This is a genomic window from Flavobacterium cyclinae (assembly GCF_021172145.1).
Classification (GTDB): Bacteria; Bacteroidota; Bacteroidia; order Flavobacteriales; family Flavobacteriaceae; genus Flavobacterium; species Flavobacterium cyclinae.
Map to the genome: position 1 here is coordinate 1,017,191 of NZ_CP089095.1, position 21,379 is coordinate 1,038,569.

The window sequence follows — 21,379 nt, forward strand, 5'->3', positions numbered from 1 at the left end:
GTTTTTAATTTACTTTTTTTCAGGAATAAATTTTATCGAAACCGAATTCATACAATATCGTTGTCCGGTTGTTTCTTTAGGTCCGTCGTCAAAAATATGACCTAAATGACCATCACATTTTGAACACAATACTTCAGTTCTAACCATTCCGTAGCTTAAATCTTGTTTAAAAACAACCGAACCTTTTATTGCTTTATCAAATGAAGGCCAACCACAATGCGAATCAAATTTGGTGTCTGATGTAAATAGATCATTTCCACAACCTGCACATACGTATTTCCCTTTTTCAAAATGGTCCCAATATTCACCTGTAAAAGCTCTTTCGGTTCCTTTGTTTCTTAAAATTTCATATTGCTCAGGCGTAAGTTCTGCTTTCCATTCGGCATCCGTTTTTTTAGAATTTGAGTTCATAGGTTTGTTTTCTTTAGTTTGTGATTGACAAGATTGAAAAACAATTACAATAAATAATAAAATTAAGTTTTTCATAATTATATTTTTTAGTGCCCAATAAATTATTATTTAATTGACAAATGGTTAGCAAACATTTTTTGTCAAAATTAAAGTTTAGCTTTCTAATAAAATGTTAACTAAATAACAAAAAAGTAGATTAAGTGTTAATCTCTAAATCTTTAATGTAATCTTCGTTTTCATAGAAAAAGCGTTCAAAAGCATCCATTTTTTCATAAAAAAACTCAAAAATATCAGGCCATGTATTTTTGTTGTTAATGCTTATTCCTGTTTTTTCAACCCAAATTCGGCTAATAACTTTTCCGGTTTCTAAATAATAGTTTCTTTCAAAAATGGCATCATCCATGTAGTCTTCAAAGAGAATAGTTTTCAAAGATTCTACCTTTTCAAAATATATTTTACGCTTTTCATCATCTTTAGGTTCAATATCTAACGATACTTGTGCTTTTTTATTGTCTACATTAAATTTAAATGTTACATCTTTTATTTTGGTATTATACAACATCCATTTTCTAGGATATTCATTTGCAAAGGCAATCCAAAAATCCTTTTTTATTTGTAAGGCTTCTTCTTTACTAAACATAGATTTGTTTTGAAATTATAGTTTGTTTGAAAAAAAAAGCTACCTTTAAAGTTGCAAAAATTCAAACAGTATGTTATTTAATGATTTTGTAAAATATATTCCAAAGATAGAAAAAGAAACACTTCTTTCTACTGATGCACATGCAAAAATGGCACCTTTAGAGCGTATTTCCTTTTTAAAAGAAGAGAATTATTTAGATAAAAATCCTAGGAGAGCTGCTGTATTGATGTTGTTTTATCCAAAAAATAAAATAACACATTTGGCTTTAATAGTTCGAAATTCTTATCCAGGTGTTCACTCATCTCAAATTGGGTTTCCAGGTGGAAAAGTGGAAGAAGAGGATGCTAACTTAGAAGAAACTGCGCTCAGAGAAACGCATGAAGAAATAGGAATACATCCCAATAAAATTCAAATTATTAAGCCATTTAGCGAGATTTATATTCCTCCGAGTAATTTTTTAGTAGCTCCTTTTATGGGAATTTCTAAAGAAGAATTGTCTTTTGTTCCCGATTTAGATGAAGTTAAGCGTGTTTTAGAATTTTCAATTGCCGATTTTTTAGATGAAAATACAATAACTAAAGTTACAATGTCAACTTCGTATGCGACTGATATTGAGGTCCCTGCCTTTATGGTTGATAAATATGTAGTTTGGGGTGCAACTGCAATGATGATGAGTGAATTAAAAGAAACAATTAAAGCGGTTTTAAATAAATAAGTCTTGTATTAGTTTAAAAATGAAATTCATAATTTCAATTTTGCGATTTTTTTCTTTAAAAAGCCACCTATTTTACTACTTTTGCTTTCTTGTTTTGTAAAAAAAGATGATAATTATGGGTTTGTTTAAAAGAAATCCTTTCGGACATATATTATTTTTAAAAAAATGGTTGATTAGAATTGCTGGATCGTTGACACACAAACGTTACAGAGGTTTTAATCGATTGCATATTGAAGGTTCTGAAATTATCAGAAATTTACCCGACTCCAATGTCTTATTTATATCGAATCATCAAACCTATTTTGCTGATGTGGTAGCTATGTTTCATGTATTTAATGCAGCACTTAAAGGAAGAGAAAATAACATTAAAAATGTAGGATATTTGTGGAATCCTAAGCTTAATATGTATTATGTGGCTGCTAAAGAAACCATGCACGAAGGATTATTACCAAGAATTTTAGCTTATGCAGGAGCAATTACTGTAGAACGAACATGGCGTGCTAAAGGAAAAGATGTTACAGAAAAAAAAGAAGTAAATCCAAACGATACTGAAAACATTAAAATTGCTTTAGAAGATGGTTGGGTTATTACTTTTCCTCAAGGTACTACTCGTTCATTTAAACCAGTTAGAAAAGGTACTGCTCACATTATTTTGCAACATAAACCTATAGTTGTTCCAATTGTTATTGATGGTTTTAGACGTTCTTTTGATCGAAAAGGGCTGTTTATAAAAAAGAAAGGCATTTTACAAAGTATGGAAATTAAACCACCATTAGAAATTGATTATGAAAACGAAACAGTGGAAGGCTTAGTAGAAAAAATAGAATTTGCAATTGAACAGCATCCTTCTTTATTAAAGGTAATTCCTGCTGAAGTTCTTGAAGAACAAGCAAAATTAGATATAGAAAGAAAATGGAGATATTAAAAAAAGGTTCTGAAAATCAGAACCTTTTTTGATTATTTTACGGCCTCTACCGTATATCCTTTTTTTCTCAGCAGTTTAATTACTCCATTTTCACCGGCTAAATGACCTGCGCCTACACCAAAGAATGTTGGTTTTTCACTCATAATTTTCGCCATTAAAGGAATCCAATTTCTATTTCGATTATTCAAAAGTGCCTCTTGATTTTCAGAAGTAATTTTGTTGTCAGAATCATCCATCATTTTAAGCATGCCTTCAATGTCTTTGTTTTGATAAATGGTCATCATTTTAGCCATTTCTTCTTTGTCTTTGGTTAAATCACCTTTGGCCATTTTAAGCAATTCGTCTGCTTGAACTTGGTACGGAATATTATCAAATACTTTCATTTGATCTTCAACACTTTCTAAACCAAAAATTTCTTCGTTTTGTACCTTAGTTACTTTCATTAATTCGCTTTCCACTGATTGAAAAGGACAATCAATCATTTTTGGATACAACATAGTCGTAATCACAAAGGGTTTAAAGCTATCAAACATTTTAGCCGACATATTCATGTTCTTTTTCAAGAATTCGTCTACAATTTTGAAATCTTCAGCGTTTAAAAGTGTTGATAATTTAACACCATCTTTCATCATCATAAATTTCATCATTTGCATTTGCATGGATTTGTCGTCCATATCAAGCTCTAAATACAATTGTTCTGTTTGATTAAGTGCATTTAAGGTATTTTCATCTAAAGTAGGATCGCATGTAATGTGAATGGTACCAAATAAATACGAATCTTGCTTTAATCCATTTCCTGAAATTTTCCACAACAAACTTTTTTCTAATTCTTGTGAAAAGGATAATCCTGTAATTAATGTTAATAGGGAAATAAAAATTTTTTTCATTAGTAATCTATTTTTTTAAGTTCATCATAATTCTTTTGAAGGCGTTTCATTAAAATTCCATACAAAACCTTATAGAACAGCCAAAATAGCCCAACAAATAAAGCAATGATAATTGCATATATTACAAACATGATACAATAAAAAATATTTGGGTCCATGTTTTGAGATATTTTTTCAATCATTTTTGTTATGTTCGGGTCATATAAAAATTGAAAAACAAAAACAATTATGAATGATAAAGCAGTCATCGCTAAGTTATACCATACATAATGTTTTACAGTTTTACGGGTTTTTAAAATGCTTTTCATTAATTGTTTAACTGTGTCAGTAGCATTAATAGTTTTATAGTTTTTATAAAATAAATATATAAAATATAAAATCACTCCATAATTTATAACAGCTATCACAGGTATGGCAGTGTCAAGATGATATATTTTTAATAATTTAAAATAATCTTCATCTGCAGTAAACAATGAAATGGAAGACCATAAAATAAGTTCTAGAATACTAATCACAACAATCCACTTCACAATAGAAGACGAACCTTTGTGTAGCATACCATAAATTTCCTTTTCACCTATTTGTTGGAAAGAACCTTCTTGTTTTTTCCAATCTTTCTTTAATAATTCTAATTCATCCATAAATTACGGATTTAATATTTTTTTTAATTTTCCTTTTACACGATTCATTTTTACTCGTGCATTCACCTCGCTAATTCCTAATGTTTCCGAAATTTCTGTGTAATCTTTATCCTCTAAATACAAGAAAACGAGTGCTTTTTCAATGTCATTAAGTTCACTAATTGCACTGTATAAAAGTTTTAATTTTTCCTCTTCTTCAAAATTGTATTCGTCTTGCGTTACTTTATGAAAAGTACTGTCAAACTCAATAGTATCAATACTTTTTTTCTTTTTTCTATATAAAGTAATAGCAGTGTTTAAACCTACGCGATAGGCCCAAGTAGTAAATTTAGAATCTCCTCTGAAATTAGGAAATGCTTTCCAAAGCTGAATTGTAATTTCCTGAAACAAATCGTTATGCGCATCCTCATCAGTAGTATATAATCTACAAATTTTGTGGATTATATTCTGATTCTCTTTGAGTTGTTTTACGAAAAGTGCTTCCGATTCTGATTTCATGTTTTATAAGTAGTGATTTGCACTAATTTGTTACAAGTTTACCGAAAATCAAATACAAGTACAAGGACAAATTCAAAAATCAAGTGCAAAGACAAGTTTAAAAATCAAGTGCAATTAAAAAAATTAAAATTAAGTTAAATATGTGTTGACTTTTGTTCTTGAGATTGAACTTGAACTTGAAATTTCTTACCTTTGAAACACTAGATATATAACAATGAACATCCCTCGTAGTAGTTTTCCAAGAATTGTCATCATAGGTGGTGGTTTTGCAGGAATATCATTAGCAAAAAAGCTTCGCAATAAAAATGTACAAGTTGTTTTATTAGATAAACACAATTATCATAATTTCCAACCTTTAATGTATCAAGTGGCAACGGGCGGTTTAGAACCCGACTCAATTGCGTATCCAATTCGGAAAATTGTTCAGGAATATAAAGATTTTTATTTCCGATTGGCAGAAGTTCGTGATATTGATGCAGAAAACAATACCATTTACTCCGATATTGGCGAATTGAAATTTGACTATTTAGTCATTGCTACAGGTTCGAAAACCAATTATTTTGGAAATAAAGAAATCGAGCGAAATAGTATGGCGATGAAAACTATTCCACAATCGTTGAATATTCGAAGTTTAATTTTAGAGAATTTTGAACAAGCTTTACTTACCAATGATATCGACGAACGTCATAGTTTGATGAATTTTGTTTTAGTAGGTGGCGGTCCAACAGGAGTAGAGCTAGCAGGAGCTTTAGCCGAAATGAAAAAAGCAATTCTCCCAAAAGATTATCCCGATTTAGATGTTCGAAAAATGGAAATCAATCTCATTCAAGGAAGCAATCGTATTTTAGATTCAATGAGCGAAAATGCTTCTGAAAAAGCGGAAAAATTCTTGTTGGATTTAGGAGTTAGCGTATGGAAAAACGTTCGTGTAACAGGTTACGATGGAAAAACCGTTACCACTAGTTCTGATTTATCTTTTGATTCTGCAACGGTGATTTGGACAGCTGGTGTACAAGGCGCTTTGCCTCATGGATTAAAAGCTGATAGTTTTATCAAAAATGCAAACCGTATCAAGGTAAACCAATATAATCAAGTAGAAGGTTATGACAATCTCTTTGCAATTGGCGATATTGCCGTAATGTCTTCAGAAGAATATCCACAAGGACATCCCATGATGGCACAACCTGCCATGCAACAAGGAAGGTTATTAGCCGAAAATCTAATTAAAATCATCAATAAAAAAGAACCAAAACCATTTGAATATAAAGACAAAGGTTCAATGGCAACCATAGGAAGAAACAAAGCCGTTGTCGATTTACCAAAATTCAAATTTAGTGGCGTTTTTGCATGGTTTGTTTGGATGTTTGTGCATTTGTTTTCGTTAATCGGATTCAAAAATAAAGCGGTCGTATTCTTGAATTGGGTTTACAATTACATCCGCTTCGATAGAGAAGCACGATTGATTATGCGTCCGTATAAAAAGAGAAATCAAGTTAGTTTTACGAGTGATGAAGTGTAAATAAATTATGAAAGCAAAACCAACTTTATATATATCAATTTTATTAGTTTTTTTATTTGAATCAATTGTTGCTTTCTTAGTTTATAACAAAATTGGAAGCGATAGAATTGCTCTAAGTACAATTAGGTTTCTTATTCAAATTTTATTCTTATTTGTTTTATTAAAATCAAATATTAAAGCTATTCTTTATTTATTTACGTTCTATCATATAATAGTTTGCCTTCAATATTTAATGATGGATAATTCTATTATAAACATTTTATTTGGAATCTATCACATAATTATTGCACTGTTAGTTTATTTCAACGAAAACATTGATAATATAATTTTAAGAGTAAAATCCAAGAACTAAATTTCCCCATACCCAATCGCCAATCCCACAAATTTATTATACCCTTCCATGCCGTCTTTTTGTTGGTTGGCTTTTAGGAAATTGTCGTAGAAATATTCGAAAAACGTATTGATTGGTGTTTGGTATTCTTTCCAAAAGATTTCGTTTTCTTCAAAGTTTTTCAAAACGCCTTTGTTGATTTTTTTCAAATACGGTTCAGAACTTCCTTCTTGTATCATGTCCAAATTGTGCAACGCATAGCGCAACGCAAAACTGTAAGCCGAATATTGGAAATACAAATCCTTATTATTAGAAGCAGTTACAAATCCGATAAAATTGCATTCACTTTCGCTGCCAATTCCCGTTTGATGCGCCATTTCGTGGCAAGTGGTTAAAGGTGAAGTGTATTTTGGCTTTAAATAATTGACTTGCGCTTCATTGGTAAACGGATTCAAATAACCACCAAATCCCATATAACTTAATGGATAACTAAATAACGATGATTTAATGCTTTTTACTTCGTAACGGAACTCTTGTAAATCGTTTGGGATATTTTCATAACCTTTCAAAGCAAAATCATAAATTTCATCATGGGAATACGGAATCACAACGGCTACCGAATCATTTTTAGTGATTTGCAATTGTAGTGCATTGGTTTTTACCAACATTTTTTCAATAAAAGCTACCAATTGTTGTTTCGAATATTCTTTTTCAATCTGCAATTTTTCATGTAATGGAATTCGGTAATAGTTCATTCCCCAAAGAAAATGAAAGAAAAAATAAAACACCGAAACCCAACACAATATCGCCAATCCGTTATTTTTCCATTCTTTGAAAAAGCCAATTCGATGTTTCCAAATCCATCGGAATAAAAGCAAAATCAGTATGAAATAGATGATATCACCAAACGAAAACGGTAACCAACCTAATGCTTTTCTCGATACAAAAGCTAATTTCGGATAAAAACCTTTGCTGTACCAATTTTCAACAAAATCAGGAAATAAACCAATCGTTTTCACCACGATGATTTGGATAAGTAAGAATATAGGAAGGATGAATTTTCTTTTCACGCATTTATATTTGCTATAAAATTAACTAATAATATAGAATCGCACATTTCTTTTTTTGTAAATTTGTTATTTAAATGAGGAATAATGACAAAAATAACTTTAAATATTCCAGATAACGAATTGACTTTCTTTATGAAATTGATTGAAAAATTTAATTACGAAACTGTAATTAATGACGTCAATGTTTCTGAAGAAATGAAAGTAGTTTTAGATGAAAGAAGAGCGACCTCAAGAAAGGAAAATTTTGTTCCTTGGGAAGAGGCGAAAAAGCAAATTCGTTTGAAAACTAAGAAATGAGTTATAAAATTGTAATTGAACCTCGAGCAATTGCTGATATTCAAGAAGCGGTTGAATATTATGAATCAAAGAGAGAAGATTTAGGAGCTTATTTCTTTCAGATTGTTGAAGAATATATTGAATTAATTGCAAAGAATCCGTTTTTTCAAATTCGATATAAAGATTATCACGGATTACCCGTTAAAATTTTTCCTTACATTATTCTTTATTTCATTGATGAAAAAGAGAAACAATTTATGTTTTATCTGTTTTCAACACTTCGCAGAATACAACTAAATATCCCAAATAATTTTAAAACTCTGACTATATTTGTACTGTGTAATATTTAACACAAACTTGAAACTTTAAACCTGAAACAAAACAATGAGCCAAGAAATAAGAAATTTAGAGCCAAAAGCACTTTGGAACAAATTTGCCGATTTGAATGCCGTACCACGTCCGTCTAAGAAAGAAGAGCGTGTTATTGCGTTCATGATGGAATTCGGACAAAAATTAGGATTACCTACAGTAAAAGATCATGTTGGGAATGTAATTATCAAAAAACCTGCGACTCCAGGTATGGAAAACCGCAAAACCATTGTAATGCAATCGCATTTGGATATGGTTCACCAAAAAAACAATGACACGAATTTCGATTTCGATACACAAGGAATTGAAATGTATGTCGATGGTGACTGGGTTCGTGCAAAAGGAACTACGCTTGGAGCTGATAACGGGTTAGGAGTGGCAACCATTATGGCGATTTTAGAAAGTACTGATATTCCACATCCAGCAATTGAAGCTTTGTTTACGATTGATGAAGAAACGGGGATGACAGGAGCAATGGGCTTGCAAGGTGGCATGTTAGACGGAGAAATTTTATTGAATTTAGATACCGAAGAAGACGATGAAATTGATATAGGATGTGCTGGTGGAGTAGATGTAACAGCTACTAGAACTTACAACGAGGAGGAAACTCCTGAAGGTTCGGTGGGTTATACTATTACAGTGAAAGGCTTAAAAGGCGGTCACTCGGGAATGGATATTCATAAAGGATTAGGAAATGCGAACAAAATCATGAACCGTTTGTTATTTGACGGATTTGAGAATTTTGGTTTACAGATTTCTGAAATTTCTGGAGGAAGTTTGCGTAATGCGATTCCAAGAGAAAGTGTTGCTAAAGTAATTATCGCAGCGATTTATGACGAAGCTTTTGTTTTTGATATGCAAGAAATCATCAACGAAATCAAAGCCGAGTTCAAAACAATGGAGCCGAATTTAACGATTGAAATTGTTAAAAGCGATTCCACTCCAGCAAAAGTTATGGATTTAGGCGTGCAAGAAGGTTTGCTACGAGCAATTTATGCTGCACACAACGGCGTTTACAGAATGTCGGCTGATATGGCTGATTTAGTAGAAACATCGAATAATATTGCCAGAGTAATTGTAAAAGACGGCGAAATTTCAATTCAGAATTTAACGCGTTCGTCTGTGGAGAGTTCTAAATTTGATTTAGCGAATGCGTTGCGTTCGGCTTACGAATTGTTTGGTTGCGAAGTTGAATTAGGAGGAAGTTACCCAGGCTGGACACCAAATGTAAAATCAGAAATTTTAGATGTATTAACGTCTATTTACGAAAAACAAAACGGTGCTAAACCAAATGTAGTAGCTTGTCACGCTGGATTAGAATGTGGAATTTTAGGAACGAATTATCCAAACATGGATATGATTTCTTTTGGACCAACAATTCACGGCGCACACAGCCCAGATGAAAGAGCATCCATTAAATCGTCTCAGAAATTTTGGAAGTTTGTTTTGGAAATTTTAGAGAATATTCCAGAGAAGAAATAAGAGAATAGAAAATAGAATAAAGAGAAAATCCCGAGCTAGCTCGGGATTTTTTTGTGCTGACGCGAGCCTCTTGCTCGTGACCATTATTTATTAGTCTTACTTTATGTTCATGAGCGAGACGCTCGCGCTATAAGCTTTGGTATGTTAGCTTATTACATATACCTATATAGAAGTTTTTAATATATATAAACATCTTTTTTACCCCAGTTAGTATTAAAAAATTCTGTAGGAATATAAAATTGATTAAGGTCTTTGAAATTATTTAATATTTCTATTTTACTTTCAAAGTAAGCAGGATAGCTAAATAGATTTTCAATAAGTTCAGATGTACCATTAGGATCTTGATATATTATTTTTTTTACCTTATTTGGATGTAAATGTGAAAATAAAAATTGATCAATTTGCCTGTTAAAAGCTGGAAATGAATAGCCAATGATTATTAACACTTCTGTTCTTTTCATTACTTCGGCAACATTTTGAAGAAATTTGTCTTCAAATTTGTGCTCCCAAGCATATTTTATATGATTATTAAAATTTATATTTCCTCTATTCGTGTCAGAATACAAAAAGTCAATACTTTGCCAGTATGTTTCAAAATCATTACTGTTTTTAATTTCAATATCTATATTTGTTTTATGACTATAAAATCCTCTATAACCATTTAAATGGAAAATATTGTTAATTTCATTGGTTGATTTGAATTTTAAAATTTTGTTAATCGATTCAAAATTTTTATCATATTTATTACCAAGAAATAATTTAAAAGTTTCTTCAAGTTGTAAATCATAATTCCAACTGATGAAATTGAAATTTGAGTTAAGTTCAATATTATTTTCTTTTTTTTCTAATAAAACTGAAAATAATGATTTGTATCTTTTGTCAATTTTTTTATAGTAAAAAGGATTAGTTTTATTATCTCTGTGAATTACAAAATCATTTTCTTCGTCTAAACTTATATATCTTTCTTCATAAAAATTTTCCCATAAATCAAAAAATACACTAACACTCATTTTTAATAAATTAAGTTCATTAAATTCATTATTAAGGAAAAGTTTACGTGCATATGTGTCAATAGTATTATATTCAAGAGCTTTATTTCCAAAATAACCAATATGCCATAAAATTTCATATCTGTTATCATCAATTAAGTGTTGTGATTTTTCTGATTGTATAAAATCTATATTAAAATTAAAAATGTCACTATATGCATAGCTATGTAATTCATATTTGGCAAGTTTAATCATCATCTCTGCTTGTTTTTCCAAAATTGGACAAGCAAAAAAACTTGCTCCAGCACCTAAATAATATGTGATTTTTGACATAATAACTCAATTTTTTCAAAAATACCAAAAACCTTAGTCAAACTCAATTTAAGTTATCAACAAAAAAGGCTCACTTTTGTGAACCTAAATTTTTCAATTCCAAAATATTCCGTTTTTCAAATCGTTATAACTTAACATTTCGTTTGTGTTTTCGAAGTTGAGGAGTACGAGTAATTCATACAATTCTAATCGATTAATAAGAATAATGAAATTGCTTTGTAATGTAGGAATAGGGATTTTCTTTTTATAAATGGAGTGTTCGTATTCCTTTTCCCAATAGTCGATATCAATGCGTTTTAGGTAATTTGCAAACCCAATTAATTCATCTTCGGTAAGGCTAAAGTTGAGGTTGTTGAAGGTTAATTGGTAATTGCCACAACCTTTCAAGAAAATCAGCATGCCATTTTGGGTTTGTTTTAAAATGGAATAATTGCAACACATAGTTTTATTTTTTATTTCGTTTTCCCCACCAAATAAAGAATCCTGTAACCGGTAATGAAGCACAAACTAGACTAATTATCAACGCTATAATCTTGCTCCAAATACCGAAAATAGCACCAATGTGAATATCGTAATTTGCAGCGACTGCTTTTTCGCCCAAGTTTTTGTCTTGATGCGAATGTTGGTGTAACAATTCTCCTGAATTTTCATCAAAAATCAAACTGTGATTCACATGATACGAGTAGGAGAGTTGTTTCACAAACACATCATAATTCGGATGTTCGTGGTCGTCTAAATGTTCGTATCCATAATCCAAACTGTATTGAAATGCATCAGGATATAATTCTTCGACTTTTTTACCAATTTTATCTAACGTATGCACGTTTCGCATTTCGATAGGTGCTTTGGTTTGAATGTGCGAAAAATCAGGATACGTAGTGCTTCCACCAGAAAATACGAAGTATAAAATCGCTTGAATGAAGAAAAACGCATAAAACAATCCCGTAAAGGCAACCACAAAAGCTAAAGACGAAACATAAAATCCTAAAATGTTATGCAAATCGTAGTTTTTGCGTTTCCAACTTTTTACGTTTTTCCAATTAAAAGCAAAGCGTTGTTTTTTGGCGTTTTTGTTTTTTGGCCACCACAAAATTATCCCTGAAATCAGCATGAAAACAAAAATCAATGTCGGAATTCCGCAAACATACGTTCCCCAATCGGTTTTCAGCATAAAACTAAAGTGAATCGATTTGATGATGTTGAAAAAATCAGCCGTTTCATCATAAACACCACGAATTTCACCCGTAAACGGATTCACATAAACCGATTTATAAACCACATATTCTTCGTAAAAATTCCAGCCTTCTGGATTTCTTTCGTAGTAATAGAAAATGTAGCTTCGGCTTTTATCGATTGGAACCGTTACCCAGTGTATTGGATATTTTTCATTGGTAAATGCATCTACTTTTTGCTCTAAAACTTTAAGTGAAAGCGGTTGTTTGCTGGAAATATTTGCTTCGTGATGATAAATGGCATCTTTTCGAAGATAATTGGTGATTTCTTCCTGAAATACATAAATCGCACCCGTAATCGAAATTATAAAAACGATTAAACCCGTGGATAAACCTAACCAAAGATGTAATTTTCGAATGCCTTTTTTGAAACTTGATTTTTGCATGTGATTACGATAAAAACTCCCCACCGAAATGAGGAGTTTACTTTAAACTAAACAGAAAATAAACTAAAATTTATAAGTAACACCAGCGGTAATGCTGCGTAAACGTTGTGGAGTAACCGTTGACCAACCCGAATAATATTTTTCGTTCAACATATTATTCAATTTTAATGATACGTTAAACTTGTCGTTGTCATACGATAAAGCTGAATTTAAAACCGTGTAATCAGGTAAGGCGAAAGTTCCTGTGTTGGCTCTGTTCAAAGTTTTGTATTCGCTAGCGTAGTTGCCACCAAAACCAATTCCGAAACCTTTTAATTGTCCTTCTGTTACCGTATAATTTGCCCAAAAATTCACTAACGTTTCTGGACCAGCTTCTTCTGGGCGTAAGCCTAAATATCCGTCGCCAGGAGATTCTTTTGTAACTTCTGCATCATTATGACTGAAGCCTGCAATAACGTTTAATCCTTTAATTGGATTGGCAACGATGCTTACTTCAACACCTTTGCTTTCTACTTCACCACCTTGAATGGAGTTGTTGATGTTGTTTGGATCAGTAATTACGCGGTCTTTCACACGAATGTCATAATAACTCACCGAGGCTGAAATAATATCTTTATACAAACTTGTTTTTAGACCTACTTCTAGCTGATTTGCTTGCTCTGGATCAAATTCTTTGGTTCTTGGATTGCTTCCGTCGATATCAGCAACTGTTGTTGGAGCTACATTTTGGAAACCATTCATATAATTACCAAAAAGTGAAACCTTGTTTTCAACAATTTGATATACCGCACCAAACTTCGGAGAAATCGCTACTTGACCTTTGGTTTCTTCAGCGTCCCATTGCGAAGCTTTTCCATCAAAATAATCCAAACGTAAACTTGCCATTACCGATAATTTATTGGTAATATTCAATACATCTGAAACATAAGCACTCATAATTTCTTGTGTTGCTTCAGTATTTCCTGCAAAAATTCCAGTTAACAGAGCGTCTGTTCCTGCTTGCGTTAAAATTCCGGTATCCGTGCCATTTACTAAAGAAACAGTTCCATTAGCAACCCAACCTGAACCACCATTAATCAATCTCGAATTGTAATAATCCAATCCTGCAACCAAACGATTTCTCATGTTTCCGATTTTGAAGTCTCCAATGAAATTTTGTTGGATGTCTGTTGTGTAAAACGTTCCATCAGCTTTAGAAATGAATCTTGTGAATTCGTCGCCATTAGCAGAATCCCATAAATACTGATAGTAACCGTTTGTTTTAGTCGAACTTTTAGATAAAACGGTTTGCGAAGTCCAATTGTTCGAAAGTTTATACAAGGCTTGCATTTGCATGTTGAACGAATTGTTGTTCATAGTCAAATCATTCGAAGTAAAAGATCTCTTGTAGTTTCTATCAAATAATTCCATTGAATCAAATGAAAGAGGGGAGAAACGACTCAAGAAAATCATACTCGCTTTTGCTGAGGTATTTTTGTAAAATTCGGTGTTTACTAAGAAAGTTAATTTATCATTAACCTCATATTTTAAAGACGGCGCTAAAAAGAAAGCATTCGAAAATCCTGCATCTTGGAATGATTCTTCAGTTGTGTATGCTGAATTAATTCGAACCGCAGCTTTTTCATTCAGAGGAAGATTTACATCGGCTGTAACACGATTGCTTCCATAGGTTCCGTTGTTGTAGCTAATTTCTCCACCAAATTGTTGATGTGGTTTTTTAGTTACGACGTTGATTAATCCACCATACGAAATCACGCTACTTCCAAATAAGGTTCCTGATGGACCTTTGATGACTTCGATGTTGTCGATGTTAATTGGGTCGATTGTTGTATTGGTTAAGGATGGTAAACCATTAGTCATCGTTGGCTGAACTGAAAAACCTCGCATGGAGTAATACTCTGCTCCATCACCATTACGACCAGTAGATTCCCAAAGTCTAGTTACACCAGTTGCGTTTTTAAGTGCATCGTTAAAATTCGTAACCACTTGTTCCTTCAAAAGATTGGCTGGAATGGTATTGTACACTTGTGGATTTTCAATATCCTTCAAAGGCATTTTAGAAACTGTGGTACTACTTTCTTTTTTGTACTTGTTTTCTCTTGTGCCTTCAACGGTAACTTCTTTTAAAACTTTTGTTGAATCCGCTTTTTCTTGACTAAATCCTAGTAGCGATGACAACAAAAGCGTTGATAATACTATTTTATTCATTTTATTTAGATTTAATTAAAATAACGATGCAAATCTAAAAAGTTGAAATGGTAATACAAAATTTATTTAGACTTATTTTAAATAAAATTTTTAAGTCATTGGTTTTCAGGTTAAAAACTTTTAAACGTTTAAAATTTTAAACTTTCAACTAAAGTTGTAACTTTGCACTCCAAAATAAATAACAGCCATGTTAGAGAGATTACAATATGTAAAACAACGTTTTGACGAAGTATCCGATTTGATTATTCAGCCGGACGTTATTGCAGATCAAAAGCGTTATGTACAATTAAATAAAGAATACAAAGACTTAAAAGAGCTAGTTGATAAGCGTGATGAGTACATTAACATCGTTGGAAATATCAACGAAGCAAAGGAAATTATAGCCGATGGTTCAGATGCTGAAATGGTAGAAATGGCTAAAATGCAATTGGATGAAGCAAATGAGCGTTTACCTCAATTAGAAGAGGAAATTAAGTTCATGTTGATTCCTAAAGATCCAGAAGACGCGAAAAACGTTATGGTGGAAATCCGTGCGGGTACTGGTGGTGATGAGGCTTCTATCTTTGCAGGTGATTTGTATCGTATGTACACAAAATATTGCGAATCGAAAGGATGGAGAACTTCTTTAGTAGATATGAACGAAGGAACTTCAGGAGGATTTAAAGAAGTAATTTTTGAAGTTACTGGTGAAGATGTTTACGGAACTTTGAAATATGAAGCAGGAGTACACCGCGTACAACGTGTGCCACAAACAGAAACTCAAGGACGTGTTCATACTTCGGCTGCAACCGTAATGGTGTTGCCAGAAGCAGAAGAGTTTGACGTACAAATCGACATGAATGATGTTCGTATCGACTTATTTTGTTCGTCTGGTCCTGGAGGGCAATCCGTAAATACAACGAAATCTGCTGTTCGTATGACGCACATTCCAACAGGTTTGGTAGCGCAATGTCAGGACGAGAAATCGCAACATAAAAATAAAGATAAAGCGTTATCGGTTTTACGTTCGCGTTTGTACGAAATGGAATTGGCCAAAAAGCAAGAGGAAGATGCGAAAAAACGTAATTCTCAGGTAAGTTCGGGTGACCGTTCCGCTAAGATTAGAACGTACAATTATCCGCAAGGACGTGTAACGGATCACCGAATTGGAATGGATATCTTTGACATGGACGGTGTAATGAGTGGAAAAATCCAAAAATTCATCGATGAGTTACAATTAGTAGCCAATACCGAAAAATTAAAAGAAAGCGAAGTTTTCTAAATGAAAGAAAACAGAACAAAGAACATAGAGAAAAGATGCTGAACAATAATTTGTTTGGCATTTTTTTTTGGAGCGATTGGTTGGTTAGCTTTTGTTATCCATGTTCCCGCTTTCCCTACAAGTTGCTCCTTAGGTCGCAAGCTTTTCGTGCAATCGGGGCTATTAAGGCAACTTTAGGAACAAAAATTAGTAGTTCAATTAAAATTTAGTGAACTTAGTGCCTTCTTCGTGTCTTTGTGGTTAAAAAAACTTTGTAACTTTGCGTTTAAATAACACAACAACACAATGACTACTGAACAACTCATTTCCCAAATCCAAACTAAAAAATCATTTCTTTGCATTGGTTTGGATGTCGATTTAAATAAAATTCCTCAACATTTACTGCAAACCGAAGATCCCATTTTCGAATTCAATAAAGCCATTATCGATGCGACTCACGATTTATGTGTTTCTTATAAACCAAACACTGCTTTTTACGAAGCTTATGGCATCAAAGGTTGGCATTCGTTAGAAAAAACCATCAATTATATCAACGAGAAACATCCAGAAATTTTTACCATTGCCGATGCAAAACGTGGCGATATAGGGAATACTTCTTCCATGTATGCAAGAGCGTTTTTTAATGATTTGAATTTTGATTCGGTAACGGTGGCACCTTATATGGGAAAAGATTCGGTGGAACCTTTCTTAGCTTTTGAGGATAAGCACACGATTATGTTGGCGTTAACTTCAAACGAAGGTGCTTTTGATTTCCAAACGCAGAATGTGGAAGGAAAAGAATTATACAAAGTGGTTTTAGAAACCTCAAAATCTTGGAAAAATGCTCGTAATTTAATGTATGTAGTAGGCGCAACCAAAGCGGAGTATTTCACTGAAATTAGAAAAATCGTTCCTGATAGTTTTTTATTAGTTCCTGGAGTTGGTGCTCAAGGCGGAAGTTTATCAGAAGTTTGCAAATACGGAATGAACCAAAACGTTGGATTGTTAATCAATTCTTCAAGAGGTATTATTTACGCTTCAAGCGGAACAGATTTCGCTGAAAAGGCTAGGGAAGAAGCATTGAAATTGCAACAAGAAATGGAGGGGATTTTGGTTTCAAGTTCCAAGTTTCAAGTTTAATTTGGAAACTAAAATAACTTGAAACGTGAAACAAATATTAATTGACCAATTAGGAACCCAATACACTTTTGAAACCACTCCGTTACGAATTGTTTCGTTAGTGCCTTCGCAAACCGAATTGTTATATGATTTGGGCTTGGAAGATAACATTGTTGGAATTACTAAATTCTGTGTGCATCCGTTTCATTTTAAAGCAACGAAGACGATTGTTGGTGGAACAAAAAACATCAAATTCGATAAAATAAAATCGCTACAGCCCGATATTATCATTTGCAATAAAGAGGAAAACACTAAGGAAATCGTAGAAGAATTATCACAAATTTGTCCCGTTTGGGTTACTGATATTCTCACAATTGAAGATAATTTACAAATGATTCACGATTTCGGTCAACTTTTCAATAAACGTACAGAAGCTCGAAAATGGATCGATAAAATCAATTTTGCCTACCAAGATTTTCAGCATTTTATCAAAGATAAACCCGTAAAGAAAGCGGCTTATTTTATTTGGGCCAATCCACATATGGTAGCGGGAAATCATACTTTTATTAATGAACTATTGAAATTAAATCATTTCGAGAATATTTATACTAGTAAAGAAGGGCGTTATCCTGAAATCGAGTTGAAGAAAATCCGTTTAGAAGGCGATCCTGATTATGTTTTTTTGTCTTCTGAACCATTTCCGTTTAAAGACGAACATGCGTTTGAAATTGGACGATTCACGCATCATGCTAAAACCGTTTTTGTGGATGGCGAAATGTTTTCTTGGTACGGCAGCCGTTTATTAAAAGCCTTTGATTACTTTAAATTACTGCATGCTAAAATTTAAAATTTGTTCAACAGCGTAGTTGTTTAAAAAACAGTACATTTGATAAAATTTTAAACGATTGATTTCCTATACGATTTATAAAAACGAAACCAGCACCGAATGGGTGACTTTTGTTCATGGAGCAGGAGGAAGTTCCTCTATTTGGTTCAAGCAAATTCGTGATTTTCAGAAGCATTTTAATGTACTTTTGTTGGATTTGCGCGGTCATGGGAATTCAAAAGACCAATTAAAATCGGCACTCAAACAAAAATATACATTCAAAGCCATTGCCGAAGATATTGTTGAGGTAATCAATTTTTTAAAAATTGAAAGTTCTCATTTTGTTGGGATTTCTTTAGGTTCTATCGTCATTCGTCAATTAGCAGAAATGCATCCCGAAGGTGTGAAAAGCATGATTTTAGGTGGTGCGATTTTAAAAATGAATTTTCGTTCGCAAGTCTTAATGCGATTGGGAAATATGTTTAAATATGTGTTGCCGTATTTGGTGTTGTATAAGTTTTTTGCTTTTGTGATTATGCCCAAAAAGAACCACAAACAATCACGCTTACTTTTCATCAACGAAGCCAAGAAATTATACCAAAAAGAATTCATCAAATGGTTCAAACTTACAGCCGAAATTAACCCAGTTTTACGCTGGTTTCGACAAAAAGAACTGAATATCCCAACGCTTTACGTTATGGGCGAAGAAGATTATATGTTTTTGCCTTCGGTAAAGCAAGTAGTTGCTAATCATGTAAAAACCGCCGAACTTTTCATCATTCAAAACTGCGGTCACGTAGTAAATGTAGAGCAACCCTTAATTTTTAACGAAACGGTGATTGGGTATTTGAAGAGGAGGTAGGGTTTATTTTACTCTATATATGGGGAAGTTTCAAAACCACATGTTATAAGGCGTTTTTATTGTTTTTTCTTACCATTAATTAAACTTCCAATTGCTACACCAAATGCCATTCCGCTACCTATTCCAATAGATAACCAAAGAGCAATGTCTTTTTCCATTATTCCTATAATCACCCCAAATATTGCACCTATTGCAAGACCTATCGACAAACCAATTGTTAATTTTTTATTTATCTTGTTATCCATTTTTTTTATCGTTATTAATATTGTTGAAAATGAAAAGCTCTTCAATTGTTGTAGAAAATACTTGTGCTAAGTCGTAAGCGAGTTTAAGTGATGGATTATATTTATTTTTCTCCAAAAATACTATTGTCTCTCTCCGAACATTAACTTTTTTTGCAAGTTCGTCTTGAGTTAAATTATAACGAGCTCGAAATTCTTTAATTCTATTAGTCATTTTTTATTCCATTGAAATTAAGTATGAGCCAAGCAATTACAAATGTCACTGCCATTGCTAAAATACCAGTTCCAAGCAATTCTTCGGTTTCAAATTCAACTCTGTCTTTGAGGAATATTAGAAATACCCAGATGTATAGAGAAATGTAATACGATATTGCAGCTGTTTTTTGAAGAATTTTTTTTGACAATTCATCTTCTATTGGCTCACCAAGTTTCTCGCTTCTTAACCTTTTAAGTCCAACAAAGACTGCAAAACCAACAATTAATGTAATTAGACCGATGTGCAATAAATCCATTTTGTTGAAATTTTCAAAAGATATGAAAAACCAAAGACCTGTTGTCATTAAAACAAGTCCAGTAACAATAAAAACGATTAATGATCTTTTCATAAGAAAATTTAGTTAAATAATTCTAACACAAAGTTAGAAATAAATAACATATTAGCAAATATTTTTCAACAATTTTTAATTCAGGTGCATATATTTTACGTTGACTGTCGTTTAAAATGCCACATAACTTGTATATAATCTAAAATATATTCAACTTTAATTAATTTTACTAATGAATTACTATTTCAAACTCAACAAAAAAAATCCTCAATTTCTTGAGGATTTCAATTACTTTTTATTCTTACCTGAGTTAAATTTAAAACGTTCAACTGGGCTTTCAGGGTTTTGTTTTTTGGTAGAAGGTTTCCCTTGTCCAAATGGCTTTTTATTCGCTGCTGTTTTGGGTTGGAACGGCTTTTTGGTTTCGGGTTTTTTGGTTTCTCTAGGTGTAGTTGTTTTGTTTTTAGCAATTTGGTCTAAAACTTCTCTTGGATTTTTTGGATCTTCTTTAGTACCACGCAAGTAAATCACCAATCCGTTAAGGAAATTGCGCAATAATTGGTCGCCACATTCCATATAATTGGGATGGTCTTCACTTCTAAATATATTGCCTAGTTCGCCTTTAGATACTCTAAAATTCACTAAATTTAAAATTTCTATAATTTGGTCATCACGTAGTTGAAGTGCTACGCGTAACTTCTTAAATACATCGTTGTTATTCATATATCATTTATTTATTTGGAACACAGATTAGAGAAATTTTAAAAATCTTTTCTTCAACCAGAAACTCGTAACTCGAATACCTTTTAAAAAAGCCAAAGGTACGCTTTTCCAAATGCATTACTCCATAATTTTTCATTATGTTTTCCGCCGGCTACAATAACCTTTTTGGTTAATTGCATGCACGAACATCTTTTATCGTTGACCAAATTCACCATTTTGTTCATTTCTTCCACCATGGTTTCACTTTCACTATCGCCACAGAGGAAATACAATTTGGTTTTTAGTTTTTTAGTGTTTTCTGTTAAAGTGTATATATCATTGGTAAACCAAAATGATGGCGAAAAAATGGCAGCTTTTCCAAATACATTCGGATATTTCAAAACCGCATAATAAGAAACCAAGCCACCAAGCGAACTTCCCGCAATAGCAGTATTCATTTTGCCTGTTTTAGTTCTGTATTTCGTATCAATATAAGGTTTAAGCGTGTTGACAATAAAATCCAAATAGGTGTCTGCTTTTCCACCTCCGTATTTTTCATTTGGAAAAGGAGTTAATTCGTCAAGTCGTTTTTCATTTCCGTGTTCAATTCCTACTATAATCACTTCCGCTTTTAAACTATCTAAAGTTTCATCAATATGCCATTCGCCAGCATAAGCCGTTTTATCGTCAAATAAATTTTGGGCATCGTGCATGTAAATTACTGGATATTTCTTTTTTGAAGCTTCATAATCCTGTGGTAAATACAACCAAATCTTCTTAGAAGTCTGCAATTGGGGTGCTTCTATTGTAAAAGAGGTGACTGTCCCTTGAGACAATCCATAAAAGTATGTTAATAAAAAAAGAGGCAAAAATTGGAAAAACTGCTTTTTCATTTTATATTTGGTATATCAATGTTATAAAAATACACTTT

25 protein-coding genes are annotated in these 21,379 nt (G+C 32.4%); 10 read left to right on the plus strand and 15 right to left on the minus strand.

The window, feature by feature from the left end:
* Window positions 1–9 precede the first annotated feature (9 nt).
* Window positions 10–486: a peptide-methionine (R)-S-oxide reductase MsrB gene (gene msrB / locus LOS86_RS04825; RefSeq protein ID WP_231843493.1), complete on the minus strand. Its 477-nt coding sequence runs from the start codon at window positions 484–486 to the stop codon at window positions 10–12.
* 121 nt (window positions 487–607) lie between these two features.
* Window positions 608–1,051, minus strand: coding sequence for a DUF4268 domain-containing protein (locus tag LOS86_RS04830; RefSeq protein ID WP_231843494.1), 444 nt, complete (start codon window positions 1,049–1,051; stop codon window positions 608–610).
* Between the two features lie 70 nt (window positions 1,052–1,121).
* On the opposite strand from LOS86_RS04830, the gene LOS86_RS04835 reads away from it, so the two are divergent.
* Both LOS86_RS04835 and LOS86_RS04840 read left to right on the plus strand, forming a co-directional pair.
* The gene (locus LOS86_RS04835; RefSeq protein ID WP_231843495.1) at window positions 1,122–1,766 is read left to right on the plus strand and encodes an NUDIX hydrolase; all 645 of its coding nucleotides are present in this window, start codon (window positions 1,122–1,124) and stop codon (window positions 1,764–1,766) included.
* A 115-nt stretch (window positions 1,767–1,881) separates the two neighbouring features.
* Window positions 1,882–2,691, plus strand: a complete 810-nt coding sequence (locus tag LOS86_RS04840) for a lysophospholipid acyltransferase family protein (RefSeq protein ID WP_231843496.1) — start codon at window positions 1,882–1,884, stop codon at window positions 2,689–2,691.
* Window positions 2,692–2,723: 32 nt separating this feature from the next.
* Here the strand turns inward: LOS86_RS04840 and LOS86_RS04845 are convergent, their stop codons facing one another.
* Genes LOS86_RS04845 through LOS86_RS04855 form a run of 3 tightly spaced genes read right to left on the minus strand, consistent with a single transcriptional unit; the run spans window position 2,724 to window position 4,717 of the window.
* Window positions 2,724–3,578 carry a TraB/GumN family protein gene (locus LOS86_RS04845; RefSeq protein ID WP_231843497.1) on the minus strand — a complete coding sequence of 285 codons (855 nt, stop codon included), beginning with the start codon at window positions 3,576–3,578 and terminating at the stop codon, window positions 2,724–2,726.
* A complete protein-coding gene (locus LOS86_RS04850) occupies window positions 3,578–4,219 on the minus strand; it encodes a DUF8845 family protein (RefSeq protein ID WP_231843498.1) in 642 nt (213 codons plus the stop codon). Before LOS86_RS04850 ends, LOS86_RS04845 begins: the two co-directional genes overlap by 1 nt.
* Before the next feature lie 3 nt (window positions 4,220–4,222).
* On the minus strand, window positions 4,223–4,717 hold the full coding sequence (locus LOS86_RS04855; RefSeq protein WP_231843499.1) for an RNA polymerase sigma factor: 495 nt from the start codon (window positions 4,715–4,717) through the stop codon (window positions 4,223–4,225).
* 214 nt (window positions 4,718–4,931) lie between these two features.
* On the opposite strand from LOS86_RS04855, the gene LOS86_RS04860 reads away from it, so the two are divergent.
* Window positions 4,932–6,236, plus strand: coding sequence for an NAD(P)/FAD-dependent oxidoreductase (locus LOS86_RS04860; protein WP_231843500.1), 1,305 nt, complete (start codon window positions 4,932–4,934; stop codon window positions 6,234–6,236).
* A 348-nt stretch (window positions 6,237–6,584) separates the two neighbouring features.
* On the opposite strand, the gene LOS86_RS04865 is transcribed toward LOS86_RS04860, so the two are convergent.
* Window positions 6,585–7,637 carry a DUF3810 domain-containing protein gene (locus LOS86_RS04865; RefSeq protein ID WP_231843501.1) on the minus strand — a complete coding sequence of 351 codons (1,053 nt, stop codon included), beginning with the start codon at window positions 7,635–7,637 and terminating at the stop codon, window positions 6,585–6,587.
* An 84-nt stretch (window positions 7,638–7,721) separates the two neighbouring features.
* Here LOS86_RS04865 and LOS86_RS04870 point away from each other — a divergent pair, with 84 nt between their 5' ends.
* Genes LOS86_RS04870 through LOS86_RS04880 form a run of 3 tightly spaced genes read left to right on the plus strand, consistent with a single transcriptional unit; the run spans window position 7,722 to window position 9,764 of the window.
* A complete protein-coding gene (locus LOS86_RS04870) occupies window positions 7,722–7,934 on the plus strand; it encodes a hypothetical protein (protein WP_231843502.1) in 213 nt (70 codons plus the stop codon).
* Window positions 7,931–8,263, plus strand: a complete 333-nt coding sequence (locus LOS86_RS04875; RefSeq protein WP_231843503.1) for a type II toxin-antitoxin system RelE/ParE family toxin — start codon at window positions 7,931–7,933, stop codon at window positions 8,261–8,263. The genes LOS86_RS04870 and LOS86_RS04875 overlap by 4 nt, the downstream gene beginning before the upstream one ends.
* A 34-nt stretch (window positions 8,264–8,297) precedes the next feature.
* Window positions 8,298–9,764, plus strand: coding sequence for an aminoacyl-histidine dipeptidase (locus LOS86_RS04880; RefSeq protein WP_231843504.1), 1,467 nt, complete (start codon window positions 8,298–8,300; stop codon window positions 9,762–9,764).
* A 176-nt stretch (window positions 9,765–9,940) separates the two neighbouring features.
* On the opposite strand, the gene LOS86_RS04885 is transcribed toward LOS86_RS04880, so the two are convergent.
* The 4 genes from LOS86_RS04885 to LOS86_RS04900 all read right to left on the minus strand — a co-directional run bounded on the left by LOS86_RS04885 (window position 9,941) and on the right by LOS86_RS04900 (window position 14,912).
* A complete protein-coding gene (locus tag LOS86_RS04885; protein ID WP_231843505.1) occupies window positions 9,941–11,029 on the minus strand; it encodes a hypothetical protein in 1,089 nt (362 codons plus the stop codon).
* Between the two features lie 150 nt (window positions 11,030–11,179).
* Window positions 11,180–11,527 carry a DUF6686 family protein gene (locus LOS86_RS04890; protein WP_231843506.1) on the minus strand — a complete coding sequence of 116 codons (348 nt, stop codon included), beginning with the start codon at window positions 11,525–11,527 and terminating at the stop codon, window positions 11,180–11,182.
* Between the two features lie 4 nt (window positions 11,528–11,531).
* Window positions 11,532–12,704 carry a PepSY-associated TM helix domain-containing protein gene (locus LOS86_RS04895; protein WP_231843507.1) on the minus strand — a complete coding sequence of 391 codons (1,173 nt, stop codon included), beginning with the start codon at window positions 12,702–12,704 and terminating at the stop codon, window positions 11,532–11,534.
* A gap of 63 nt (window positions 12,705–12,767) precedes the next feature.
* Entirely contained in the window at window positions 12,768–14,912 is a 2,145-nt protein-coding gene (locus LOS86_RS04900) for a TonB-dependent siderophore receptor (RefSeq protein ID WP_231843508.1), read from the minus strand.
* 187 nt (window positions 14,913–15,099) lie between these two features.
* Here LOS86_RS04900 and prfA point away from each other — a divergent pair, with 187 nt between their 5' ends.
* From prfA to LOS86_RS04920, 4 genes are all read left to right on the plus strand, one after another.
* The gene (gene prfA / locus LOS86_RS04905; RefSeq protein WP_231843509.1) at window positions 15,100–16,173 is read left to right on the plus strand and encodes a peptide chain release factor 1; all 1,074 of its coding nucleotides are present in this window, start codon (window positions 15,100–15,102) and stop codon (window positions 16,171–16,173) included.
* Window positions 16,174–16,458: 285 nt separating this feature from the next.
* Complete coding sequence (gene pyrF, locus LOS86_RS04910) at window positions 16,459–17,292, plus strand: orotidine-5'-phosphate decarboxylase (protein ID WP_231843510.1); 834 nt, start codon at window positions 16,459–16,461, stop codon at window positions 17,290–17,292.
* Between the two features lie 25 nt (window positions 17,293–17,317).
* Entirely contained in the window at window positions 17,318–18,118 is an 801-nt protein-coding gene (locus LOS86_RS04915) for an ABC transporter substrate-binding protein (RefSeq protein ID WP_231843511.1), read from the plus strand.
* 58 nt (window positions 18,119–18,176) lie between these two features.
* Entirely contained in the window at window positions 18,177–18,959 is a 783-nt protein-coding gene (locus LOS86_RS04920; protein ID WP_231843512.1) for an alpha/beta fold hydrolase, read from the plus strand.
* 56 nt (window positions 18,960–19,015) lie between these two features.
* Here the strand turns inward: LOS86_RS04920 and LOS86_RS04925 are convergent, their stop codons facing one another.
* The 5 genes from LOS86_RS04925 to LOS86_RS04945 all read right to left on the minus strand — a co-directional run bounded on the left by LOS86_RS04925 (window position 19,016) and on the right by LOS86_RS04945 (window position 21,341).
* The gene (locus LOS86_RS04925) at window positions 19,016–19,204 is read right to left on the minus strand and encodes a glycine zipper domain-containing protein (protein WP_231843513.1); all 189 of its coding nucleotides are present in this window, start codon (window positions 19,202–19,204) and stop codon (window positions 19,016–19,018) included.
* Window positions 19,197–19,415: a helix-turn-helix transcriptional regulator gene (locus LOS86_RS04930; RefSeq protein WP_231843514.1), complete on the minus strand. Its 219-nt coding sequence runs from the start codon at window positions 19,413–19,415 to the stop codon at window positions 19,197–19,199. Before LOS86_RS04930 ends, LOS86_RS04925 begins: the two co-directional genes overlap by 8 nt.
* Entirely contained in the window at window positions 19,408–19,806 is a 399-nt protein-coding gene (locus LOS86_RS04935; protein WP_231843515.1) for a DUF2178 domain-containing protein, read from the minus strand. Before LOS86_RS04935 ends, LOS86_RS04930 begins: the two co-directional genes overlap by 8 nt.
* 228 nt (window positions 19,807–20,034) lie before the next feature.
* The gene (locus tag LOS86_RS04940) at window positions 20,035–20,469 is read right to left on the minus strand and encodes a DUF1456 family protein (RefSeq protein WP_231843516.1); all 435 of its coding nucleotides are present in this window, start codon (window positions 20,467–20,469) and stop codon (window positions 20,035–20,037) included.
* 83 nt (window positions 20,470–20,552) lie between these two features.
* Window positions 20,553–21,341: an alpha/beta hydrolase gene (locus LOS86_RS04945; RefSeq protein WP_231843517.1), complete on the minus strand. Its 789-nt coding sequence runs from the start codon at window positions 21,339–21,341 to the stop codon at window positions 20,553–20,555.
* Window positions 21,342–21,379 lie beyond the last annotated feature (38 nt).